We start from the raw sequence: 17,805 nt of genomic DNA, 5'->3' as shown, positions 1-17,805 counted from the left end.
GTTGTTAGATAGCTGCTTCCGTTTTGAAATTCCAGTCACGTACGTCTACGAAGTGTCCCTTAACTGCTGCTGCTGCAGCCATTGCAGGAGATACGAGGTGAGTACGTCCTCCGCGTCCCTGACGTCCTTCAAAGTTACGGTTGGAAGTCGATGCACAACGTTGTCCTGGTTTCAATACATCCGGGTTCATTGCCAGACACATACTGCATCCAGCATCACGCCATTCAAATCCAGCCTCTGTGAAGACTTTATCCAGACCTTCTTTTTCCGCCTGAATTTTAACACGTCCCGAGCCTGGTACAACGATCGCTGTAACATTACTGGATACGGTGTGACCCTTGGCTACCTGTGCAGCAGCACGCAAATCTTCAATCCGTCCATTCGTGCATGAACCGATAAATACATAATCAACCGGAATTTCGGAGATTGGTGTTCCAGGTTCTAAGCCCATATATTCAAGCGCTTTTTCAGCGGCTTTACGTTCGTTTTCAGTTGGCAGTTCAGCCGGAACAGGAACTTTCGAAGAAATGTCGGTTCCCATACCTGGGCTAGTACCCCAAGTCACTTGCGGAATCAAGGATTCTACATCGATTTCAACCACATGGTCGAATTCAGCACCTTCGTCGGTTACAAGCTCTTTCCAGGCAGCAACCGCTTCATCGAATTGACCATCGGCAGGTACGTATTCACGTCCACGCAGATATTCAAATGTTGTTTCATCTGGAGCAATCATGCCCGCTCTTGCTCCACCTTCAATGGACATGTTGCAGACGGTCATGCGCTCTTCCATGCTCAGTTCACGGATCGATTCACCTGTATATTCAATAACATATCCAGTAGCAAAATCTGTACCGTATTTGGCGATGACTGCGAGAATCATATCCTTCGCCGTTACACCAGGGTTACGTTTGCCGACAAAACGAACTTCCATCGTTTTGGCTTTGGCTTGCTGCAAACATTGGGTTGCCATAACATGTTCTACTTCACTCGTTCCGATCCCGAATGCGAGTGCGCCAAATGCACCATGTGTGGACGTGTGGCTGTCACCACATACAATCGTTTTACCTGGATGAGTCAGGCCGAGCTCAGGACCCATAACGTGTACAACACCTTGATCAATGGTATCCAGGTCATACAGTTTTACGCCGAAGTCACGGCAGTTTTGTGAAAGTGTGTCGATTTGTTGTTTGGAGATTGGATCCGTAATGTTAAAACGATCTTTCGTTGGAACGTTGTGATCCATTGTTGCGAACGTCAACTCAGGGCGACGAACTTTACGACCACTCAGGCGCAGACCTTCAAACGCCTGTGGGGATGTTACTTCATGCACCAGATGCAGATCGATATACAAAATGCTTGGTTTGCCTTCTTCCTGATGAATCACGTGATTTTCCCAAATTTTCTCAAACATCGTTTTTTTACTCATCATTTTCACCTCATCATAAGTTCGGTCCTTGGAAGAGCCTCAGTAGTTCCTTTAAAAGTGAAGCTCTTGAATGACATAAATATATCACCCTGTCCTTCATTGTTCCAAGATATAATATCTATAGATGTAATAGGTTTAACCTATAATGAGGGAAAAGCAAATAAACCACTGCTCTATCCAGAGGTATCAATTGATAACAATTATCATTATCATATAAGTCTTATACTACGTTCCAGCTTCTTCGCTGTCAATGCTTTTTATGTTAAACAGAAAAACAGCCCTGATATCAGGGCTGCGATGACTAATTCTCACCAGCGCTAGACGTTCCGTCCACACACAGTACAAACGACATATGAATAACCGAATGAAATAAATGAGACAACGGATCTGCAGATTGAGGTCTTGAAAAAAAGTACGATCGCTACCTCCCGTATTCCCCACATCTATCCATTCATTGCATTCCTGCCTCTGCTGGAAGTGAATTACTTCTTATCCCCACTGCTTTAATAACGAAATTGTAGGCTTTGGCAGAATCTATGCCGTTTAAAGTATAGCTGTAACTTGTTTGACCGCTGACCGCCGGCACATACACGCTCCAATTCGTGCTTACTTTATCATTCTTCTCGTAAATCCGGTAACCTCGCACCGGCTCAGAGCTAGAAGCTGGCGCTTTCCACGAAAGAACTGCACGGTTCGCTGACTGTCTTACTGCGCTTGGATTTTCGACTATTCCGGGTTTGACGTCAGTCCGTTTAATACTGTAAGCATCATAGACGGCAAGAGGTTTATCTTTAACTGCTGTGTAGGATGTAACTTTCAGCACGTCTCTTGTAATGGAGACATCCATGAACATTTTCTTGTTGGGCTGATCGTTTTTTGCTGCAAAAAACGTGTCTGCACCTGGATTAAGAGCATAGAATTTTGAAGCGGCCGAGTTGCCCATTAGATACACGGTTCCTTTGGGATTCAGCACATTTCCATGCTCATCGGTAATGACATTTTTAATCAGAACGTTATTAAGCATTTGAAAAGATCTCATATACATATGGTCATGTCCCTCAAACACCATATCCACACCCAGCTCATCAAATACAGGAATCAGATATTTTCGGTAAAATTCTACCCGTTCGCTTTCTGCCGAAGCATTATCTCCTGAAGAATAATCTCCCTTATGCATAGAGACGAACTTCCACTTCTTGTCGGTCTTTGCCACCTGATTCCGCATCCATTCCAATTGCTTCGTGAACTGAATATCCGCTTTGTACGGCTTGACCTCCCCTTCGTACTGGGAATTGATTTGCATAAACAGGGCATCGCTGTATTCGAAAGCATATTAGCGTACCCTGCCGACATGTATAACGATAGAATACTAACATTCCGGTTAGTGAGATTACCTCATATACTCATTCGCCATTATGGATACCTTTTGAAAAATACCCATAATCGAGTAGGTGGGGGCGTCAAGCCCCTACCTCTCACAATTCTTGGGTTTATTTATGTAAAGCCCACTAGACTTATCTAATGGGCTTTCTCTGTGGATTCGCAAATAATAGTGATTTATAGAATTTGACCGCCCACCATCGTCCAGAGAACCTGAAATTCATCATCCAATAGGACCAGGTCGGCATCGAAACCAGAGGAAATTTCCCCCTTTTGTTGAAATCCAAGAATATTGGCCGGCGTAGTTGAAGCCATCTGTACGGCATCTATCAAGGGTATTCCGGTTTCGACAGTATAACGTAAGGCTTCATTCATGGTAACTGTACTGGAGGCCAGTGTTCCATCCTCTAGTCTTGCAATGCCACCCGAAACCGTGACATGATGGCCTCCAAATAGATAATTCCCATCGCCCATACCCATTGCTTGTAAAGCATCTGTGATCAAGACCATTCCTTCCGGTCCTTTCAGGTTATGAATCAGTCGAATAATAGCAGGATGCAGATGGACATTATCCACAATAGCTTGAAGACTTACATGTTTCTCTTCAAAAGCAGCCACGATTAGACCCGGATCTCGATGATGGATCGGCCGCATGCCATTAAAACAATGCGTCACATGACTCGCACCTGATGCAAAGGCTTGTTTGGCTTCCTCATATGTGGCATCCGAATGAGCGATCGCTATAACTACTCCCTGTTCTTTCAAAAAGGAAATCAAGTCCATTCCTCCCGGCAGCTCGGGAGCAATAGTAACCATCTTAATGAGTGACCCTGCTTCCTGGAAAATGATCTTCATTTCTTCTATGTTGGGATGCCGCAAATACTTTTCATTCTGCATTCCTTTTCGCTTCGGGTTCAGATACGGTCCCTCTAAGTGAATCCCTGCGATCTTTGCTCCCACTTCTTGTCCTATTACACGCTTGACACTACGAATCATTTCCAGAAGATCCTCCATCGTAGAACTAACAGATGTAGCCAGAAATGAGGTACACCCCGTTAAAGCACATTGGCGTGAAACTTCTTGAATACTCTCTTCAGTACCGTCCATCATATCAAAGCCGTTGGCACCGTGGATATGAACATCTATCATCCCAGGTACTAGCAAATGTCCTCTCCCATCAATCCGTTCATACTCTCCTTCTAGCGTAGGAAGATCACCTGTGTCTACCCTCATGATTTTCCCTTCAGAAATCCACACATTGGCTGATGGAACGATACGATTGCGAAGTGCCATTTGTACATTATGCAAAATATAATCCATAAAAATCCTCCTCTACCCGATGGTTATCAGTCTTGCTTTCGAACCTCTTCATTTTCTTCCTGACACTCAATAACAGTGATGTTCTTCTGATCCAGAACTTCTCTGATCTCACTCGGGAGTTCCAGATTTGTGACTAAAATATCAACGAAATCAAAGTCCAGCCGATGAATAGATTTGCCGTTAAATTTTGTGTGATCAGCTACTACGATAACCTGATCAGATCTTCTGGCCATTTCTTTCTTTACCCGGGCATCTTCTTCATATGGATAATAAAGTCCATCAGACCGGATCGCCGATGCTCCAATGAAGGCTTTATCAGCACGAATTTCACTTAGTTTATCGATAATTGAAGAACCATATAAAAAGCGGTGCTTTACATTCAAGTAACCACCGAGAATATAGATTTGAAGATCCTCTCGATTGGACAAGATCCCTACGTTATCAATCGAGTGCGTGACCACCGTACAATTTTTTGCGCTAATTTGTTCTGCTACAAATTGCACCGTGGTTGATACGTCTAAAATCACAGTCTCATGGTCTTGGATAAGTTTTGCCCCAAACTTCCCTATTTTTTTCTTACTCTCGGATTCATCAATCAAACGATCCTGATAAGACAGCATTTCTTTCTGTAACTCAGGTAACGATAGCCCCCCATGAGTTCGAATCACAACGCCTTCTTGTACTAATCTAACAATATCCCTTCGTGCAGTATCCCTTGATACTTCAAACAGCGTACATATATCTGTAACACTCATCGATTGGTGTTGTTTCAAGTATTCGAGTATTTTTAACAATCTTTCCTCTTGATACACAGTACATGCACCTCCTTTTAAGTAATTATAAGCATTATTTTTAATTTTATCAAGTTATTATAAGTAAATATTAAGTAAGTGCAAGTATTTATTCCTGACTTTTCAATAAAAAAGACGTTATCCAGATGAATTTACATCCGTTAACGTCTTCATAAGTTAAGATTTACTGCTAAGAAAAAATTAATGAAAGGATTTCGGAGCCATTTGCTAAACAAATTGACTTACACCAATCAGATACTTGTCATCAAAAAGCGCTCTAGGAAAGAAAATGGCTATCAGATTAGTACGCCATTTAGATGCAGCCGTGTTCTTTTTTAGCATGGAATGATCAGCATTAGGCAAAAAGGCTACCGATAATAGATTTGATTGAATATTCTGCCGATAAACAAGCTCTGTATTATTAACATCTACATTTAAGTTGTATCTGTCCAATTCGATCTTGAGTCCAATCGATTCCCAATAGGTTTTTTTAATGCTCGTTGCAGAATTGGACTTCACGCTTTTCACTCCCTTGGGACAGTTCTTTTTGTTATAGTTTTGCCTGTGTTGCATTAACTCTTTGTAAGCAGTTTAAGCGTTTCAGTTAAACTAATCATTTCTTATTTGTAGTGATATAATAATGGCATAACGAAAGGAATGACGTGTGGATATGGAATTCAGACAACTTCAATATACGCTGCAGATTGCAGCAGAACGGAATTTCTCCCGGGCAGCTGAGAAGCTGCACATTGCTCAGCCTTCTTTAAGTCAGCAGCTATCCAAACTTGAAAAGGAACTGGGCGTACTGTTATTTCAGCGTAATACCAGCACCGTGGAACTGACCCATGCAGGGGTGACTTTTGTAGAGCAGGCTCAGAAAATAATTGATGCAGTCGAGCTGCTAAGACAGGAAATGTCGGACATCTCCCAGCTGCGCAAAGGTAAAGTCGTTGTAGGCAGCATGCCAATCACTGGCTCCCACCTGCTTCCGCATGTGCTTCCCGCATTTCAGCAGGCCTATCCCGAGATTGAAGTAACCTTGCTGGAAGACTCCGGGCTGACGCTTGAAAAGTTGACGGCTAGTGGCAAGGCTGACTTAAGCCTGCTCTCGCTCCCATTGCAGGAGCCAAGCCTATCTTATGTAACGATTGGTGAAGAGCGAATTGACTTGGCGGTTCCCCCAAATCACCCTCTAGCACGCAGAGGAGATCCGGAGCATCCAGTTCCAGTACGGATGGAAGAGCTTCGAGATGAACCCTTTGTTGTGCTGAAGAAAGGACAAGGCTTCCGCAAACTTACATTTGATCTGTGTGAGGAAGCTGGGTTTGACCCCAATGTGGTATTTGAGAGTACAAATATTGAGACGGTGCAGTCACTAGTGGCTACAGGTATGGGGATTACACTGGTTCCGCGCTTTATTGCCCGTGCGCCCCGCAGTGAATTTGTTCCTGTTTACGTACCGCTAGCTGAGCCAACGCCCAGTCGTACCCTTGTAGTTGCATACCGCCAAGGACGGGTTCTCTCCAAAGCCGCGGAGGCATTCATTCATACGTTTCAACAAACCGTAGCCGAGCTCTCTCAAGGAGAATAATTGGACGGTCAGCGAAATAGCACGCCATACATGGCAACAAAATAAACAAAGGCTTGACCCATAAGGGCCAAGCCTTTGTTCTATACTCGTCTCCCGCATCCGCAGGATAAAGTTCTTACATGGTATTAGCAGTACATCATCGTTACAGTACAATGTTGCTAAATCATCATTGAATTGTTAACGTAAAAACGTACATATGGGAATTTCAAGTTTGGCGGTTTATTTTCGCAAATTACGTTCACTTGTCAGCCTGTTCTGTTGATTCACAAGGCGGCCTTCGTCCTGAACAGATTGTTCAGGTGGTGATAGCCCTCCTGCCCCATTCTCTAAGAATGGCCTCAAGTGATCTACCCTAGTGTTTTCCTGTTCCAGTCTCCTGAGCGTATCTTTCACATGGTTGTCCATTGATTGATCATCCTCCTTGGTGACGGGATAGTTATCATTACCCGCCTCCCGGATGAATAAACACTTTATTGGAAAATTACAGATTTTTATTTGCTGCCAAAATAAATGCCAGGTCTACGGTCTTCGAATACCGGAATACGGCCACGTACCTCATCCACAAGTGAAGGACGGATAATTCCGGTCACGATCTCTTCTCCTTCTCCACCTTCAGCCACAATTTCACCCCAAGGATCAATAATGAGGGAATGCCCGAAAAATTCGGTGTCTCCGCTTTTCCCTACGCGATTGCAGGCAATAACGTACATCTGATTCTCAATGGCCCTTGCTGTAAGCAGTGTGCGCCAATGATGCAAGCGCGGGTTCGGCCATTCAGCGGGGACAATTAATGCTTTGGCTCCGTTCAAGGCAAGTGTTCGAGCAAGCTCAGGGAAACGGATATCGTAACAGATTGAAGCTCCAGCGGTGAGGCCGTTCTCCAATTCGAATATTTCCGGTTCTGCACCAGGCTGCAAATACTTCTCTTCATCCATCAGGCGGAACAAATGCAATTTATCGTAACGTGTCACCTGATTTCCTTCACTATTATAGGCGTACATTGTATTGAAGATTTGGCCATCACGTTTCTCCGCAATGGAACCGCCAACGATGGAGATTCGATGTTTTTGGGCAAAAGTCGCGAGCCACTCTCTTGATTTCTGGCCCTCCGGGTCAGCAAGCTCATGAATTTGTTCCAAAGCATATCCCGTATTCCACATCTCGGGCAGCACAGCCAATCCCAAGTCGGGAACCTGTTCTACCGCTCTTTCGAGCAAAGACTGCATATGTTTATGGTTGGCCTCAGGGTCTCCGATCTGAATATCGCCCTGAATCAGGGCTACACGCATTTCCCCTTGTTGTTGTTCTGTCATAACCAGCACTCCTCTGAACCGTAATACCTGTAATCATAGCTTGATCATTCAAACATCTGCAACCTGTTTTCGTTCTGAACTCCTACATAATAACTCGGGCAACAAAGTTAACAAACGGTTGCTCGTCAGTGCATCGCCCAAATTCCATGTTGTTTCTTCCACTTCGTACACCTGCCCCTTCTGCACGGCTGTAAGTGCTCGCCAGTTTGGACTCTGCATCAACTTCTCTGTGGCCTGCATTGAAATAACGTCTTCAGGAAGCAAGACAAATATATGGTCACCGGCATACTGACGAATCGCTTCAGACGAAATTTCCTTATACGCTCTGCCCGCGACAAGCGCCTCCTTCACTTTCGTAACGGGTCTGAATCCCATCGGATGATACAAGAGTGAGGCCAGACCAATATTGCCCATGACAAATAATCGGGCACCCCGATGATAGGTGAATACGGACACCGTTTCCCCCGGTTCAATTGAAGCATGAATCTTCATCCACATCTTTTCCATACGTTGCTGATAGGAGGAGAGCCATTTTTCAGCTTCTGATTGCTTGCCAAACCAGCTTCCCACCCTACAAATTCGATCTTCCAGCGTTGCATGAGAGTTATATGCCAGTGTGGGTGCTATTCGGGAAAATTGTTCATATTGTTGTTCGTTAGTGCTATCGAAAATGATCAGGTCTGGTCTCATCCGGACTGCCTCTTCCACATTAACCGGGGCAACCGCATCATAGGCCTGATCTCCTAATAAACCAATGCCCAGCACTTGCAAATCTCCACCGGAATCACCATAAAACATAATTCGCTTGGGCTGTGACGGAATATTCACATCATGACCCAACCAATCCTGAACCAGTGTTTGTTGCTGAATAGATCGGTCATATTGACGAGGCGATAATCCGGTCATTTGACGAAAACGCCTGCTGAAATAATACTCATCCTTAAAACCCACCCGGGTTGCTATATCCCGAAGCGGTTCATCGGATTTGCGCAACCAATCCTTAGCATGTTTAATTCGTACATGGTTCACATAATTAAGCGGCCTGTGGCCTGTTAATTGTCTGAACAAGTTTGTATATTGCACGGGTCGGATATCTGCAAGACGGGCCAGTTTCGTTACTGTGATTTCTTCAGCGTAATGATCTTCTACATATTGAATTGTACTGTGTAGTCTGGATTCCATGCTCTGCTCTGTTTTTGGTGAAGTGTACCGGGTGATGATCATCTCCATCCATCTCTGAAACTGTGCATTCAAATGGCTATATTCGGCATCTGTTTGATAATCCCGAATGGCATACAATTGCTCCAACAGCCCACTTAACGGGGCATAAGGATAGCCATTCAATTGATTTCTATGTTCGAATACAGGGCGCGTATACTGTTCCGGATCTCCCGTCAACACATGAATAACATCAAATGATATCACCATATATTTCAATTTTAATCGGTTTCCATGTTCAATCTGGTACCCTTCACCCGGAGAAAGCGGGTAAACACATCCGGTGGTAAAAGGAAACTGTTCATATCCTATATATAAGCGACCTTCCCCTTCTTCGCAGATCAAAAATGTATGTTTATCACATGCCACTTCCAGCATCACCTGTTCTGGTTGTTCAATTCGTTGTTCCAGATGATCCAGCCGAAACATGAATGCTGAAAAATACAACCCTCTGGCATCGGCATTCAAAGCCTGCATGGTGGTTCACCTCGTTTTTTAAAATGAGAATGATTATCATTCTATCTGTATGAACTGATTATAAGCGAGCTTTTGTCATTAATCCAGATCTGGCTGTACTCAGCACAAAAAAGAGCATTCAACGAAATGTTGAAGGCTCTTTTTTAGTCGGCATTTTCGTTCTTAATCCAATACAATATTATGATGTATCTATCTATAAACGACTATTGAATCATCTGTTTCGGCAACTCTTTCAAAAGCCATTCTCTTGAAGTTGCGTCACTTGAAGCCTTGACCAGATCAAAGCGATATACTTTTCCTTCTTTTACAGCGGGCAGGTTCTTCCAAATCGGGCTATCCAGCAATTCTTTGGTGGACTGCTTCGCATCATCCGTTACTGGATCCAGTATAAATACGCGATCACCCGCTATTTCAGGCAGCTTTTCAGTAGAAATCTCAGCAAAGCCCATTCCTTCATCTAACACTTTCTGAATTTCCGCGGTTGGCTTCATCCCATCGGCTCCATATAATAACTGTGGCAATCCTGCTCCGGCCATTACAAACAGTCGATTACCAGGATACATGGTGAATACCGAAGCCGTTTCCCCTTCTTTCAGTCCATTCTCATGAAGCTGCTTCCACATCTCTTCCGTTGCTTGTTGATGTGCCGTGATCCAAGCTTCCGCTTCCGGCTTTTTGTTCAAAAGATCGCCAAGAATACGCATGCGGTCGTCCAATGACGCAAATGAATCAAAGGTAACCGTTGGCGCAACCTTCGAGATTTGATCATATTGTGCCTCATCGCTATTCGAGAAAATGATCAGATCAGGATTCAAGGTAAGCGCCTTTTCAACACTCAACGGGAAACCCACATCTTCCGCTTGGGCGACCTGATCATCATATACTGTTCCCTCCTGACGAAGAATACCTACAGGTACAACGCCCAGCGCTAGCAAGTCCCCTGTAACTTCACCATGATAAATTACACGCTTCGGCGTAACCGGAACCTCTACATCATGGCCTGTCCAGTCCTTGAACATCCGGGTTTCACCCTCACTGTTATCTGCGGATGCCGTCTGTTCCTGATTGGACTGATCTTCGTTTGTCTGTGTTTCATTGACCGTTTTGGAATCATCCGTTCCGGCAGACGGAGTTGAAGTCTGATTTCCACAAGCCAGCAGAAGAATGGATAACCATGTAACCGTCAATAATACTGCCGTATTTCGTATACCCTTTTTCATTTCTATTTCTCCCCCTAATAAGTGCTTCGTTCCTATTCACCAATGATATTGATTATCATTATCGAATATTATCATAAAACAGGATTTCCCCTAATCTCAATGGACAAAACAAAATATCTCATTTCAGTTTTGTACAAAAACTTAAATATTGGCTCCTCCCAAGTATTCATGAAGTGTTTTCCCCCTATACAGCTCGGGATTGACGTGATAAATTAATGAATACTATATTGCCATCTTTAATAACCGGAGTGATGTATAGCATGACTAATCAACCTCAATCATCGGGTCGTTCAGCCTTTACCATACCTACATCCGATGTAATGACACAGCTTCCTACACAATTTTTTGCTTCCCTAGTTCAAAATGTAAACCGAGAAATTGCAAGTGGTCACGACGTCATTAACTTGGGTCAGGGGAACCCGGATACACCTACACCACCCCACATTGTCAAAACATTGCAGGAGTCGGCTGAGAACCCGCTCTATCACAAATATTCGCCTTTTAGCGGGCATGCTTTCCTGAAGGAAGCCGTTGCGAAACGTTACAAGGAAGATTACAACGTGGACCTGGACCCCGAAACGGAAGTTGCGATTTTATTTGGCGGAAAAACGGGCTTGGTCCAGTTACCTCAGGTATTGCTCAATCCCGGCGACGTATGTCTTGTACCTGATCCAGGTTATCCGGATTATTGGTCTGGTGTGGCTCTGGCGAAAGCGCACATGTCTTTTATGCCACTGCTGGAGTCCAATGCATTCCTGCCTGATTATGAAGCAATCTCTACTGAGGATCGAGAAAAGGCCAAGCTGATGTTCCTGAACTATCCTAACAATCCAACCTCAGCAACTGCCCCTCTTTCCTTCTATGAAGATACGGTAGAGTTTGCCATTCAAAATAAAATCGTCGTAGCCAGTGACTTCGCCTATGGTGCAATTGGATTCGATGGACATCGTCCAGTGAGCTTTTTGCAGGCACCAGGTGCCAAAGAGGTGGGCATTGAGTTCTACACATTATCCAAAACATACAATATGGCGGGTTGGCGCGTCGGATTTGCTCTAGGTAATGCGGAGATCATCTCCAAAATCAATCTGCTGCAGGATCATATCTACGTGAGCCTCTTCGGAGGCATCCAGGCCGCTGCTGCGGCAGCACTGACATCTTCCCAGGAATGTGTGACTTCACTGGTTGCACGTTATGAATCACGTCGCGACGCTTTCTATGATGCACTCTCATCCATCGGCTGGCAGGCTCCTAAACCGGGAGGTTCCTTCTTTAGCTGGTTGCCTGTACCTGCAGGCTTTACTTCTGCTTCCTTTGCTGACGTATTACTGCGTGAAGCTAAGGTGGCCGTAGCACCGGGTATTGGTTTCGGTTCACATGGTGAGGGCTATGTGCGCGCAGGACTGCTAAGTGATGAAGATCGATTAAGGGAAGCAGCGGAGCGGATTGGCAAGTTGAATTTATTCAAGTAATTTACAGGTGCATAACCCCTTTGCATCTGCCAAGTTTCCATGGTATGTTATAAGGAAATATTGAACGAAACGTGATGACGGGACCAGTACGAGAGGATCAGCCGCGCCCAGAGAGTAAATTCCATCGGGCTGCAAGAATTTACCGCGGCTTCTCTCCGAAACCTACCCCTGAGCGGCCTGTGATGCACAGGACAGTGCCTTCTGTTACAGGGCATGAAGCCGGATGATCCAATCATCAATAAAGGTGGTACCGCGGAAGTAACGAACTTTCGTCCTTTTTAATTAAAAGGGCGGGAGTTTTTTTTGTACCCAACGGTCTGCTCCAGGGTCAATCATTAATATTGTTTAAGGAAGTGAAATTATGACCTCACGTATTGTAGTTAAGATCGGAAGCAGTTCGCTTACTACGGAAGAAGGCGGGCTAGATCGGAGTGCCATTACTTTTTTTGCTGGAGAAATTGCTGCCTTGGCCGAACAGGGCCACGAGGTTCTTCTGGTCACTTCGGGAGCGGTAGCTGCCGGATTCCGGGAGATTGGTTACCCCCAGCGTCCCAAGCAATTGCATGAAAAACAAGCTGCAGCGGCTGTTGGGCAAGCTTTGCTGATGCAGGCATATCAACAGGCTTTTGCAGCGCACCGCGTTACTACAGCACAAATTCTACTCACCCGTACCGACTTTCACAGCCGGAAACGTATGGGCAATGCAGGCATGACGGTAGAAGAACTGCTCAAACAGCGCGTCATTCCGATCTTTAATGAGAATGATACCGTATCTGTCGATGAATTGAAGTTCGGAGATAACGATCTCCTGTCTGCTCTGGTAGCGAATCTGGTCAAGGCACAGCATTTGGTCATTCTTACAGATACCAACGGTCTGTACACGGCTGATCCTCGAAAAGATCCATCTGCGTTTCGTTATGACCGTATCCCCGAAATTACGGCAGAAATTTACGCCTATGCTGGCGGTTCTGGATCATCCGTAGGTACCGGCGGCATGCGATCCAAGGTAGATGCAGCCAAAGTGGCAACGCGTGGAGGCGTACCTGTCTTTGTAGGAAGTGTGAAGGAACCTGGAGATATGCAAAGAGCGGTTGATGGCACCGGAAAAGGAACGTATTTCGAAACTCGCCTTGCCGCTCTCTCTCGCAAAAAACAATGGCTTGGCTTCATGTCTACTCCGCTCGGTACCGTCGTTGTGGATAATGGTGCCGAAGAAGCACTGGTTCATGGTGGTCATAGTCTCCTGCCTGTAGGTGTCAAACGTGTGCTGGGTACCTTCCATGCCGGAGATGTTGTAGAGGTGCTGGGTATGGATGACACTTTGCTCGGTCGTGGTATCGTCAATTATGATGATGACCAGCTACGGCTCATCGCAGGACTGCCAAGTGGCGAAGTGATGAAGCAGTTGAACAGCATCCATCGACTTGAGGTTATCCATCGAGACGAGTGGATTACGTTAAAATAGAACACCTATAATCCTACCGAGTTTACTACTCAGGATCATATGATACAGCTATTAAATATTCTTTTGTTTCCACTTTATATATGGGAGGAATTTATGATGAGTGAAGTCAGGGAAAAAGCGAGCAAGGCCCAAGCCGTGGTTCCGCAGCTGAATCGACTGAGCACAGAACAAAAAAATAACGCCCTGCTGGTCATGGCGGACGCATTAATTGCCCAAGCGGATTCCATTATTGCAGCAAACGCTGACGATCTGGAACGTGGCAGACATCAAGGTACGCCAGAATCGATGCTGGATCGCCTCGCTTTGAATAAGGAGCGTATCGCCGGTATTGCTGAAGGACTGCGTCAGATCGTGGAGTTGCAGGACCCTGTGGGCGAAGTGCTGGAGACTTTCACTCGTCCGAACGGATTGCATGTTGAAAAATTGAGAGTGCCCATCGGTCTAATCGGCATCATTTACGAGGCACGTCCAAATGTTACAGTAGATGCTGCCGGACTTTGCCTCAAAACAGGTAACGCTGTACTGCTACGAGGCGGCTCCTCGGCCCTCTCCTCCAATCGCAAAATTGTGGAGGTACTCCATCAGGCACTGGCAACAACAGATATGCCAGCTGATGCATTGCAGCTTGTTGAGGATGCAGACCGTTCCTCCGTGGACGAAATGCTCAAGTTAAATGGACTGCTCGATGTCATCATCCCACGCGGCGGTGCTTCACTGATCCGCAATGTGGTCGCCAATGCAACAGTGCCTGTGATCGAAACCGGTGCAGGTATCTGTCATACTTATGTGGATGAATCTGCTGATCCAGTCATGGCAGCGGAGATTGCCGTTAATGCCAAGGCACAGCGTCCATCCGTATGCAACTCCATGGAAACCTTGTTGCTGCACGCTGTATACGCGGAGGAGCATCTGCCGGCTCTGGCTGAACAACTCCGTGAGGCGAATGTCCTGTTGAAGGGTTGTGACACGGTCCGCCGTCTCGTTCCCTCTGCCCTTTCTGTGACGGAAGAAGATTATGCTACAGAGTACAATGATTATATTTTAAATATTCGTGTAGTTCAGAACCTGGATGAAGCGATGGAGCATATCGCCCGTTATGGCACAAAGCATTCAGAGTGTATCGTCACCAAGGATACCAGCAATGCAGAACGTTTTTTACATGATGTCGATGCGGCTGCTGTATACCATAATGCTTCTACTCGTTTCACAGACGGATTTGAATTCGGTTATGGAGCCGAAATTGGGATCAGTACCCAGAAGCTGCATGCTCGTGGACCTATGGGTCTGCCTGCATTAACGTCAACCAAATACCGTATCACTGGAAATGGACAAATCCGGCAATAATATCGCAGCTACAGTTATATAGGAGGAACGATAAATATGAGTCAAGAACAACAGACGTTATTACAACAGAAGATTACATTTCACGGAGCAGGTGCGATGGCTGAAGCCATCGTGCGCGGATTAATTTCCCGCCTTGTCGTTCGTCCTCAGGATATTACGATGCTGAACCGAAGCAACCAGAAACGTCAGGAGGAGCTCAGCACCCGTTATGCCGTACATACCGGAACTGCTGCACAATCGCTGGATCATCTCGCTGCTTCTCCGGTTATTGTACTCTGCATGAAGCCAAAGGATGCTGCCGCAGCGCTGCGTGAACTTGGGCCGCTCCTGTCGCCGGATCAATTAATCGTTTCGGTTATTGCCGGATTATCGATCCGTACGATGCAATCCCTACTGGGACGTAAACAACCGATCGCCCGCACCATGCCGAATACGTCCAGTACAATCGGGCTCGGCGCAACCGGACTTGCCTTTTCCGAAGAGATTACGGATGAACAGCGCAGTACAGTCATGACGATGTTCGAAGCTGTTGGAATCGTGACCATCGTGCCTGAAGATAAACTCGAAGTGCTCACAGGTATTTCCGGAAGTGGTCCGGCTTATGTATACTATTTGATGGAGGCCATGATTGCCGCAGGTATTCGTGGCGGACTATCCAGCCAACAATCCCGCGATCTGACTGTTCAGACCGTGCTGGGTGCTTCACGCATGGTACAACAGACTGGCTTAGAGCCAATGAAACTCCGTAGTGATGTGACCTCCCCGGGAGGTGCAACTCAGGCAGCACTAAAAACGCTGGATGAGGGAGATTTCTTTGAAAATGTAATCGCAGCCGTCAACCGCTGTGCAGAGCGCTCACGGGAGATGGGAGCTGCTTTGGAAGGAGATTTAAAATGAATAATATGTGCACAGCCACATATCGTCTGCATGATGATCGTGCAGACTTCCGCAAGAAAGCTGAGTCCATTGCTGTCGGCATGACCGTTGGCAGTTGGACTGAATTGCCTCAGGCCAAGCGTGAGGCGATGCAGAAACATCTGGGTGAGGTCATCAGCGTTGAGGTGCATGAAGCTGAGGACATGGCCCCAGGTGAGCGTTACGCTGATATTACCATCGGTTATCCGGATGTAAATTTCAGCCGTGACATTCCTGCCCTACTCGTGACGGTCTTTGGCAAAATTTCAATGGACGGACGCATCAAACTGACACGGCTTGGATTCTCGGACGGGTTCCTCAGCGCATTCCCCGGTCCCAAGTTTGGACTGAATGGTGTTCGTGATCTGTTAGGTGTACATGATCGTCCGTTGTTAATGAGTATCTTTAAATCAGTCATTGGACTGGATGCTGAAGAACTGAGGGAACAGTTTATTCGCCAAGCTCTTGGTGGAGTAGACTTGATCAAAGATGATGAAATTCTGTTTGAGAACAAACTGACTCCGATTGAGAAAAGAGTCGAGGTCTGCATGAAAGCTGCGGAACAGGTACGCAAGGAGACGGGTAAGAAACTTCTTTATGCCGCAAATTTAACTGGACCTACCTCACGCCTGAAACAACAGGCTGAACGCGCGATAGGGGCAGGAGCAAATGCGCTGTTGTTCAATGTCTTGTCTTACGGATATGACGTGCTGCACGAACTAAGCAGTGATCCGGACATCAACGTACCAATCATGGCTCACCCTGCGCTTGCAGGTGCACTGTATTCTTCACCACACTATGGAATCTCAGCTTCCGTCCTGCTGGGGCAGCTGATGCGACTTGCCGGAGCGGATCTGGTGCTCTTCCCTTCCCCTTACGGATCGGTGACGATGCCGAAGGAAGAGAATATGGCCATTACAGAACAATTGCTTTCACCTGAGCTTCCGGTCAGAACCAGCATGCCTGTGCCTTCGGCTGGTATACATCCAGGGCTTGTACCGCTTATTCTGCGTGACTTCGGCACTGATGTCATCGTTAATGCCGGCGGAGGTATCCATGGACATCCCATGGGCACTGAGGCAGGCGGACGGGCATTCTTGCAGGCTATCGAGGCAGCCCAACGTTCCATTCCACTGGCAGAATATGCAGTCGAACATCCCGAGCTGAAAAGTGCACTGGATCTGTGGGGTGGCGAACGATGAGAAGTGATAAAAAAACAGTTATTTTCTGTGATTTTGATGGCACGATCACCCTTTCGGACAATATCGTAGCGATTATGAAACATTTTAAACCCGAAGGTATTGAAGCGATTATGAAAGACACGATTGAACAGCGAATTTCGCTCCGCGAAGGTGTGGGAGCGATGTTCGCTCTGTTGACTTCTTCGCAGAAAGATGAGATTGTGGAATTTGTCCTTGGACAGGCCGGCATCCGAGAAGGTTTCAGCGAATTTCTTGCATATGTTAGGGACGAGGGCATTGAATTCAATGTCACCAGTGGCGGAATGGACTTTTTTATTGAGCCTTTGCTCGCTCCATTCGATATTCCACAGGATCACGTTTATTGCAACGGGGCAGATTTCACAGATGAATTCATACGTATTGAATGGCCTAATCCATGTCAGCCTCCTTGTGAGAATGGCTGCGGCATGTGTAAAACGACGGTTATTCGTACATTCCCGGAAGAACAATATAATCGTATCCTCATTGGAGACAGTCTAACGGATTTTGAAGGTGCCAAAATCGCTGATCTTGTCTACTCCCGTTCTATTCTGACGGATAAGTGTATAGAGCTGGGTGTGGACCATGTCCCATTCACAACCTTCTACGATATTATGGAAGATATGAAACAGAAGCAAACACAAGGAGTGCTGTAA

16 protein-coding genes are annotated in these 17,805 nt (G+C 46.0%); 7 read left to right on the top strand and 9 right to left on the bottom strand.

Annotation, left to right across the window (positions count from 1 at the left end):
- Nucleotides 1-4: 4 nt before the first annotated feature.
- The 5 genes from leuC to MHB84_RS24205 form a co-directional block, all read right to left on the bottom strand.
- Nucleotides 5-1,426: a 3-isopropylmalate dehydratase large subunit gene (gene leuC / locus MHB84_RS24225; protein ID WP_076288981.1), complete on the bottom strand. Its 1,422-nt coding sequence runs from the start codon at nucleotides 1,424-1,426 to the stop codon at nucleotides 5-7.
- Nucleotides 1,427-1,877: 451 nt separating this feature from the next.
- Entirely contained in the window at nucleotides 1,878-2,729 is an 852-nt protein-coding gene (locus MHB84_RS24220; protein WP_256716798.1) for a fibronectin type III domain-containing protein, read from the bottom strand.
- 254 nt (nucleotides 2,730-2,983) lie between these two features.
- A complete protein-coding gene (gene nagA, locus MHB84_RS24215; RefSeq protein ID WP_072733395.1) occupies nucleotides 2,984-4,126 on the bottom strand; it encodes an N-acetylglucosamine-6-phosphate deacetylase in 1,143 nt (380 codons plus the stop codon).
- Nucleotides 4,127-4,152: 26 nt separating this feature from the next.
- Nucleotides 4,153-4,938, bottom strand: a complete 786-nt coding sequence (locus MHB84_RS24210; protein WP_076288980.1) for a DeoR/GlpR family DNA-binding transcription regulator — start codon at nucleotides 4,936-4,938, stop codon at nucleotides 4,153-4,155.
- A 207-nt stretch (nucleotides 4,939-5,145) separates the two neighbouring features.
- Nucleotides 5,146-5,436: a hypothetical protein gene (locus tag MHB84_RS24205; RefSeq protein WP_076288979.1), complete on the bottom strand. Its 291-nt coding sequence runs from the start codon at nucleotides 5,434-5,436 to the stop codon at nucleotides 5,146-5,148.
- 151 nt (nucleotides 5,437-5,587) lie between these two features.
- On the opposite strand from MHB84_RS24205, the gene MHB84_RS24200 reads away from it, so the two are divergent.
- A complete protein-coding gene (locus tag MHB84_RS24200; RefSeq protein WP_064636917.1) occupies nucleotides 5,588-6,508 on the top strand; it encodes a LysR family transcriptional regulator in 921 nt (306 codons plus the stop codon).
- 219 nt (nucleotides 6,509-6,727) lie between these two features.
- Here MHB84_RS24200 and MHB84_RS24195 read toward each other — a convergent pair whose 3' ends face one another.
- The 4 genes from MHB84_RS24195 to MHB84_RS24180 all read right to left on the bottom strand — a co-directional run bounded on the left by MHB84_RS24195 (nucleotide 6,728) and on the right by MHB84_RS24180 (nucleotide 10,736).
- Complete coding sequence (locus MHB84_RS24195) at nucleotides 6,728-6,913, bottom strand: hypothetical protein (RefSeq protein ID WP_024630602.1); 186 nt, start codon at nucleotides 6,911-6,913, stop codon at nucleotides 6,728-6,730.
- 86 nt (nucleotides 6,914-6,999) lie between these two features.
- Nucleotides 7,000-7,821 (bottom strand): carbon-nitrogen family hydrolase, encoded by an 822-nt coding sequence (locus tag MHB84_RS24190; RefSeq protein WP_076288978.1) that lies wholly within the window; start codon nucleotides 7,819-7,821, stop codon nucleotides 7,000-7,002.
- A gap of 48 nt (nucleotides 7,822-7,869) precedes the next feature.
- Nucleotides 7,870-9,516: an AraC family transcriptional regulator gene (locus MHB84_RS24185; RefSeq protein WP_076288977.1), complete on the bottom strand. Its 1,647-nt coding sequence runs from the start codon at nucleotides 9,514-9,516 to the stop codon at nucleotides 7,870-7,872.
- Between the two features lie 203 nt (nucleotides 9,517-9,719).
- Nucleotides 9,720-10,736, bottom strand: coding sequence for an ABC transporter substrate-binding protein (locus tag MHB84_RS24180; protein WP_076288976.1), 1,017 nt, complete (start codon nucleotides 10,734-10,736; stop codon nucleotides 9,720-9,722).
- Between the two features lie 260 nt (nucleotides 10,737-10,996).
- On the opposite strand from MHB84_RS24180, the gene MHB84_RS24175 reads away from it, so the two are divergent.
- The 6 genes from MHB84_RS24175 (at nucleotide 10,997) to MHB84_RS24150 (ending at nucleotide 17,805) form a co-directional block, all read left to right on the top strand.
- Nucleotides 10,997-12,205 carry a pyridoxal phosphate-dependent aminotransferase gene (locus MHB84_RS24175; protein ID WP_076288975.1) on the top strand — a complete coding sequence of 403 codons (1,209 nt, stop codon included), beginning with the start codon at nucleotides 10,997-10,999 and terminating at the stop codon, nucleotides 12,203-12,205.
- Nucleotides 12,206-12,566: 361 nt separating this feature from the next.
- A complete protein-coding gene (gene proB / locus MHB84_RS24170) occupies nucleotides 12,567-13,670 on the top strand; it encodes a glutamate 5-kinase (RefSeq protein ID WP_076288974.1) in 1,104 nt (367 codons plus the stop codon).
- A 96-nt stretch (nucleotides 13,671-13,766) separates the two neighbouring features.
- On the top strand, nucleotides 13,767-15,014 hold the full coding sequence (locus tag MHB84_RS24165; protein WP_076288973.1) for a glutamate-5-semialdehyde dehydrogenase: 1,248 nt from the start codon (nucleotides 13,767-13,769) through the stop codon (nucleotides 15,012-15,014).
- Between the two features lie 36 nt (nucleotides 15,015-15,050).
- The gene (gene proC, locus MHB84_RS24160) at nucleotides 15,051-15,911 is read left to right on the top strand and encodes a pyrroline-5-carboxylate reductase (protein ID WP_076288972.1); all 861 of its coding nucleotides are present in this window, start codon (nucleotides 15,051-15,053) and stop codon (nucleotides 15,909-15,911) included.
- On the top strand, nucleotides 15,908-17,131 hold the full coding sequence (locus MHB84_RS24155; protein ID WP_076288971.1) for a 2,3-diketo-5-methylthiopentyl-1-phosphate enolase: 1,224 nt from the start codon (nucleotides 15,908-15,910) through the stop codon (nucleotides 17,129-17,131). Before proC ends, MHB84_RS24155 begins: the two co-directional genes overlap by 4 nt.
- Nucleotides 17,128-17,805: a 2-hydroxy-3-keto-5-methylthiopentenyl-1-phosphate phosphatase gene (locus tag MHB84_RS24150; RefSeq protein ID WP_076288970.1), complete on the top strand. Its 678-nt coding sequence runs from the start codon at nucleotides 17,128-17,130 to the stop codon at nucleotides 17,803-17,805. The genes MHB84_RS24155 and MHB84_RS24150 overlap by 4 nt, the downstream gene beginning before the upstream one ends.

The sequence above is a fragment of the Paenibacillus sp. FSL F4-0087 genome (assembly GCF_038020215.1).
GTDB lineage: Bacteria > Bacillota > Bacilli > Paenibacillales > Paenibacillaceae > Paenibacillus > Paenibacillus taichungensis.
This window is presented reverse-complemented; position numbering and strand designations above follow the sequence as displayed.

Excerpts from the sequence above, each read along its gene's own strand:
- leuC (WP_076288981.1), bottom strand. The coding sequence starts at position 1,426 with ATGAGTAAAAAAACGATGTTTGAGAAAATTTGGGAAAATCACGTGATT.
- MHB84_RS24220 (WP_256716798.1), bottom strand. The coding sequence starts at position 2,729 with ATGCAAATCAATTCCCAGTACGAAGGGGAGGTCAAGCCGTACAAAGCG.
- nagA (WP_072733395.1), bottom strand. The coding sequence starts at position 4,126 with ATGGATTATATTTTGCATAATGTACAAATGGCACTTCGCAATCGTATC.
- MHB84_RS24200 (WP_064636917.1), top strand. The coding sequence starts at position 5,588 with ATGGAATTCAGACAACTTCAATATACGCTGCAGATTGCAGCAGAACGG.
- MHB84_RS24195 (WP_024630602.1), bottom strand. The coding sequence starts at position 6,913 with ATGGACAACCATGTGAAAGATACGCTCAGGAGACTGGAACAGGAAAAC.
- MHB84_RS24190 (WP_076288978.1), bottom strand. The coding sequence starts at position 7,821 with ATGACAGAACAACAACAAGGGGAAATGCGTGTAGCCCTGATTCAGGGC.
- MHB84_RS24185 (WP_076288977.1), bottom strand. The coding sequence starts at position 9,516 with ATGCAGGCTTTGAATGCCGATGCCAGAGGGTTGTATTTTTCAGCATTC.
- MHB84_RS24180 (WP_076288976.1), bottom strand. The coding sequence starts at position 10,736 with ATGAAAAAGGGTATACGAAATACGGCAGTATTATTGACGGTTACATGG.
- MHB84_RS24175 (WP_076288975.1), top strand. The coding sequence starts at position 10,997 with ATGACTAATCAACCTCAATCATCGGGTCGTTCAGCCTTTACCATACCT.
- proB (WP_076288974.1), top strand. The coding sequence starts at position 12,567 with ATGACCTCACGTATTGTAGTTAAGATCGGAAGCAGTTCGCTTACTACG.
- MHB84_RS24165 (WP_076288973.1), top strand. The coding sequence starts at position 13,767 with ATGAGTGAAGTCAGGGAAAAAGCGAGCAAGGCCCAAGCCGTGGTTCCG.
- proC (WP_076288972.1), top strand. The coding sequence starts at position 15,051 with ATGAGTCAAGAACAACAGACGTTATTACAACAGAAGATTACATTTCAC.
- MHB84_RS24155 (WP_076288971.1), top strand. The coding sequence starts at position 15,908 with ATGAATAATATGTGCACAGCCACATATCGTCTGCATGATGATCGTGCA.
- MHB84_RS24150 (WP_076288970.1), top strand. The coding sequence starts at position 17,128 with ATGAGAAGTGATAAAAAAACAGTTATTTTCTGTGATTTTGATGGCACG.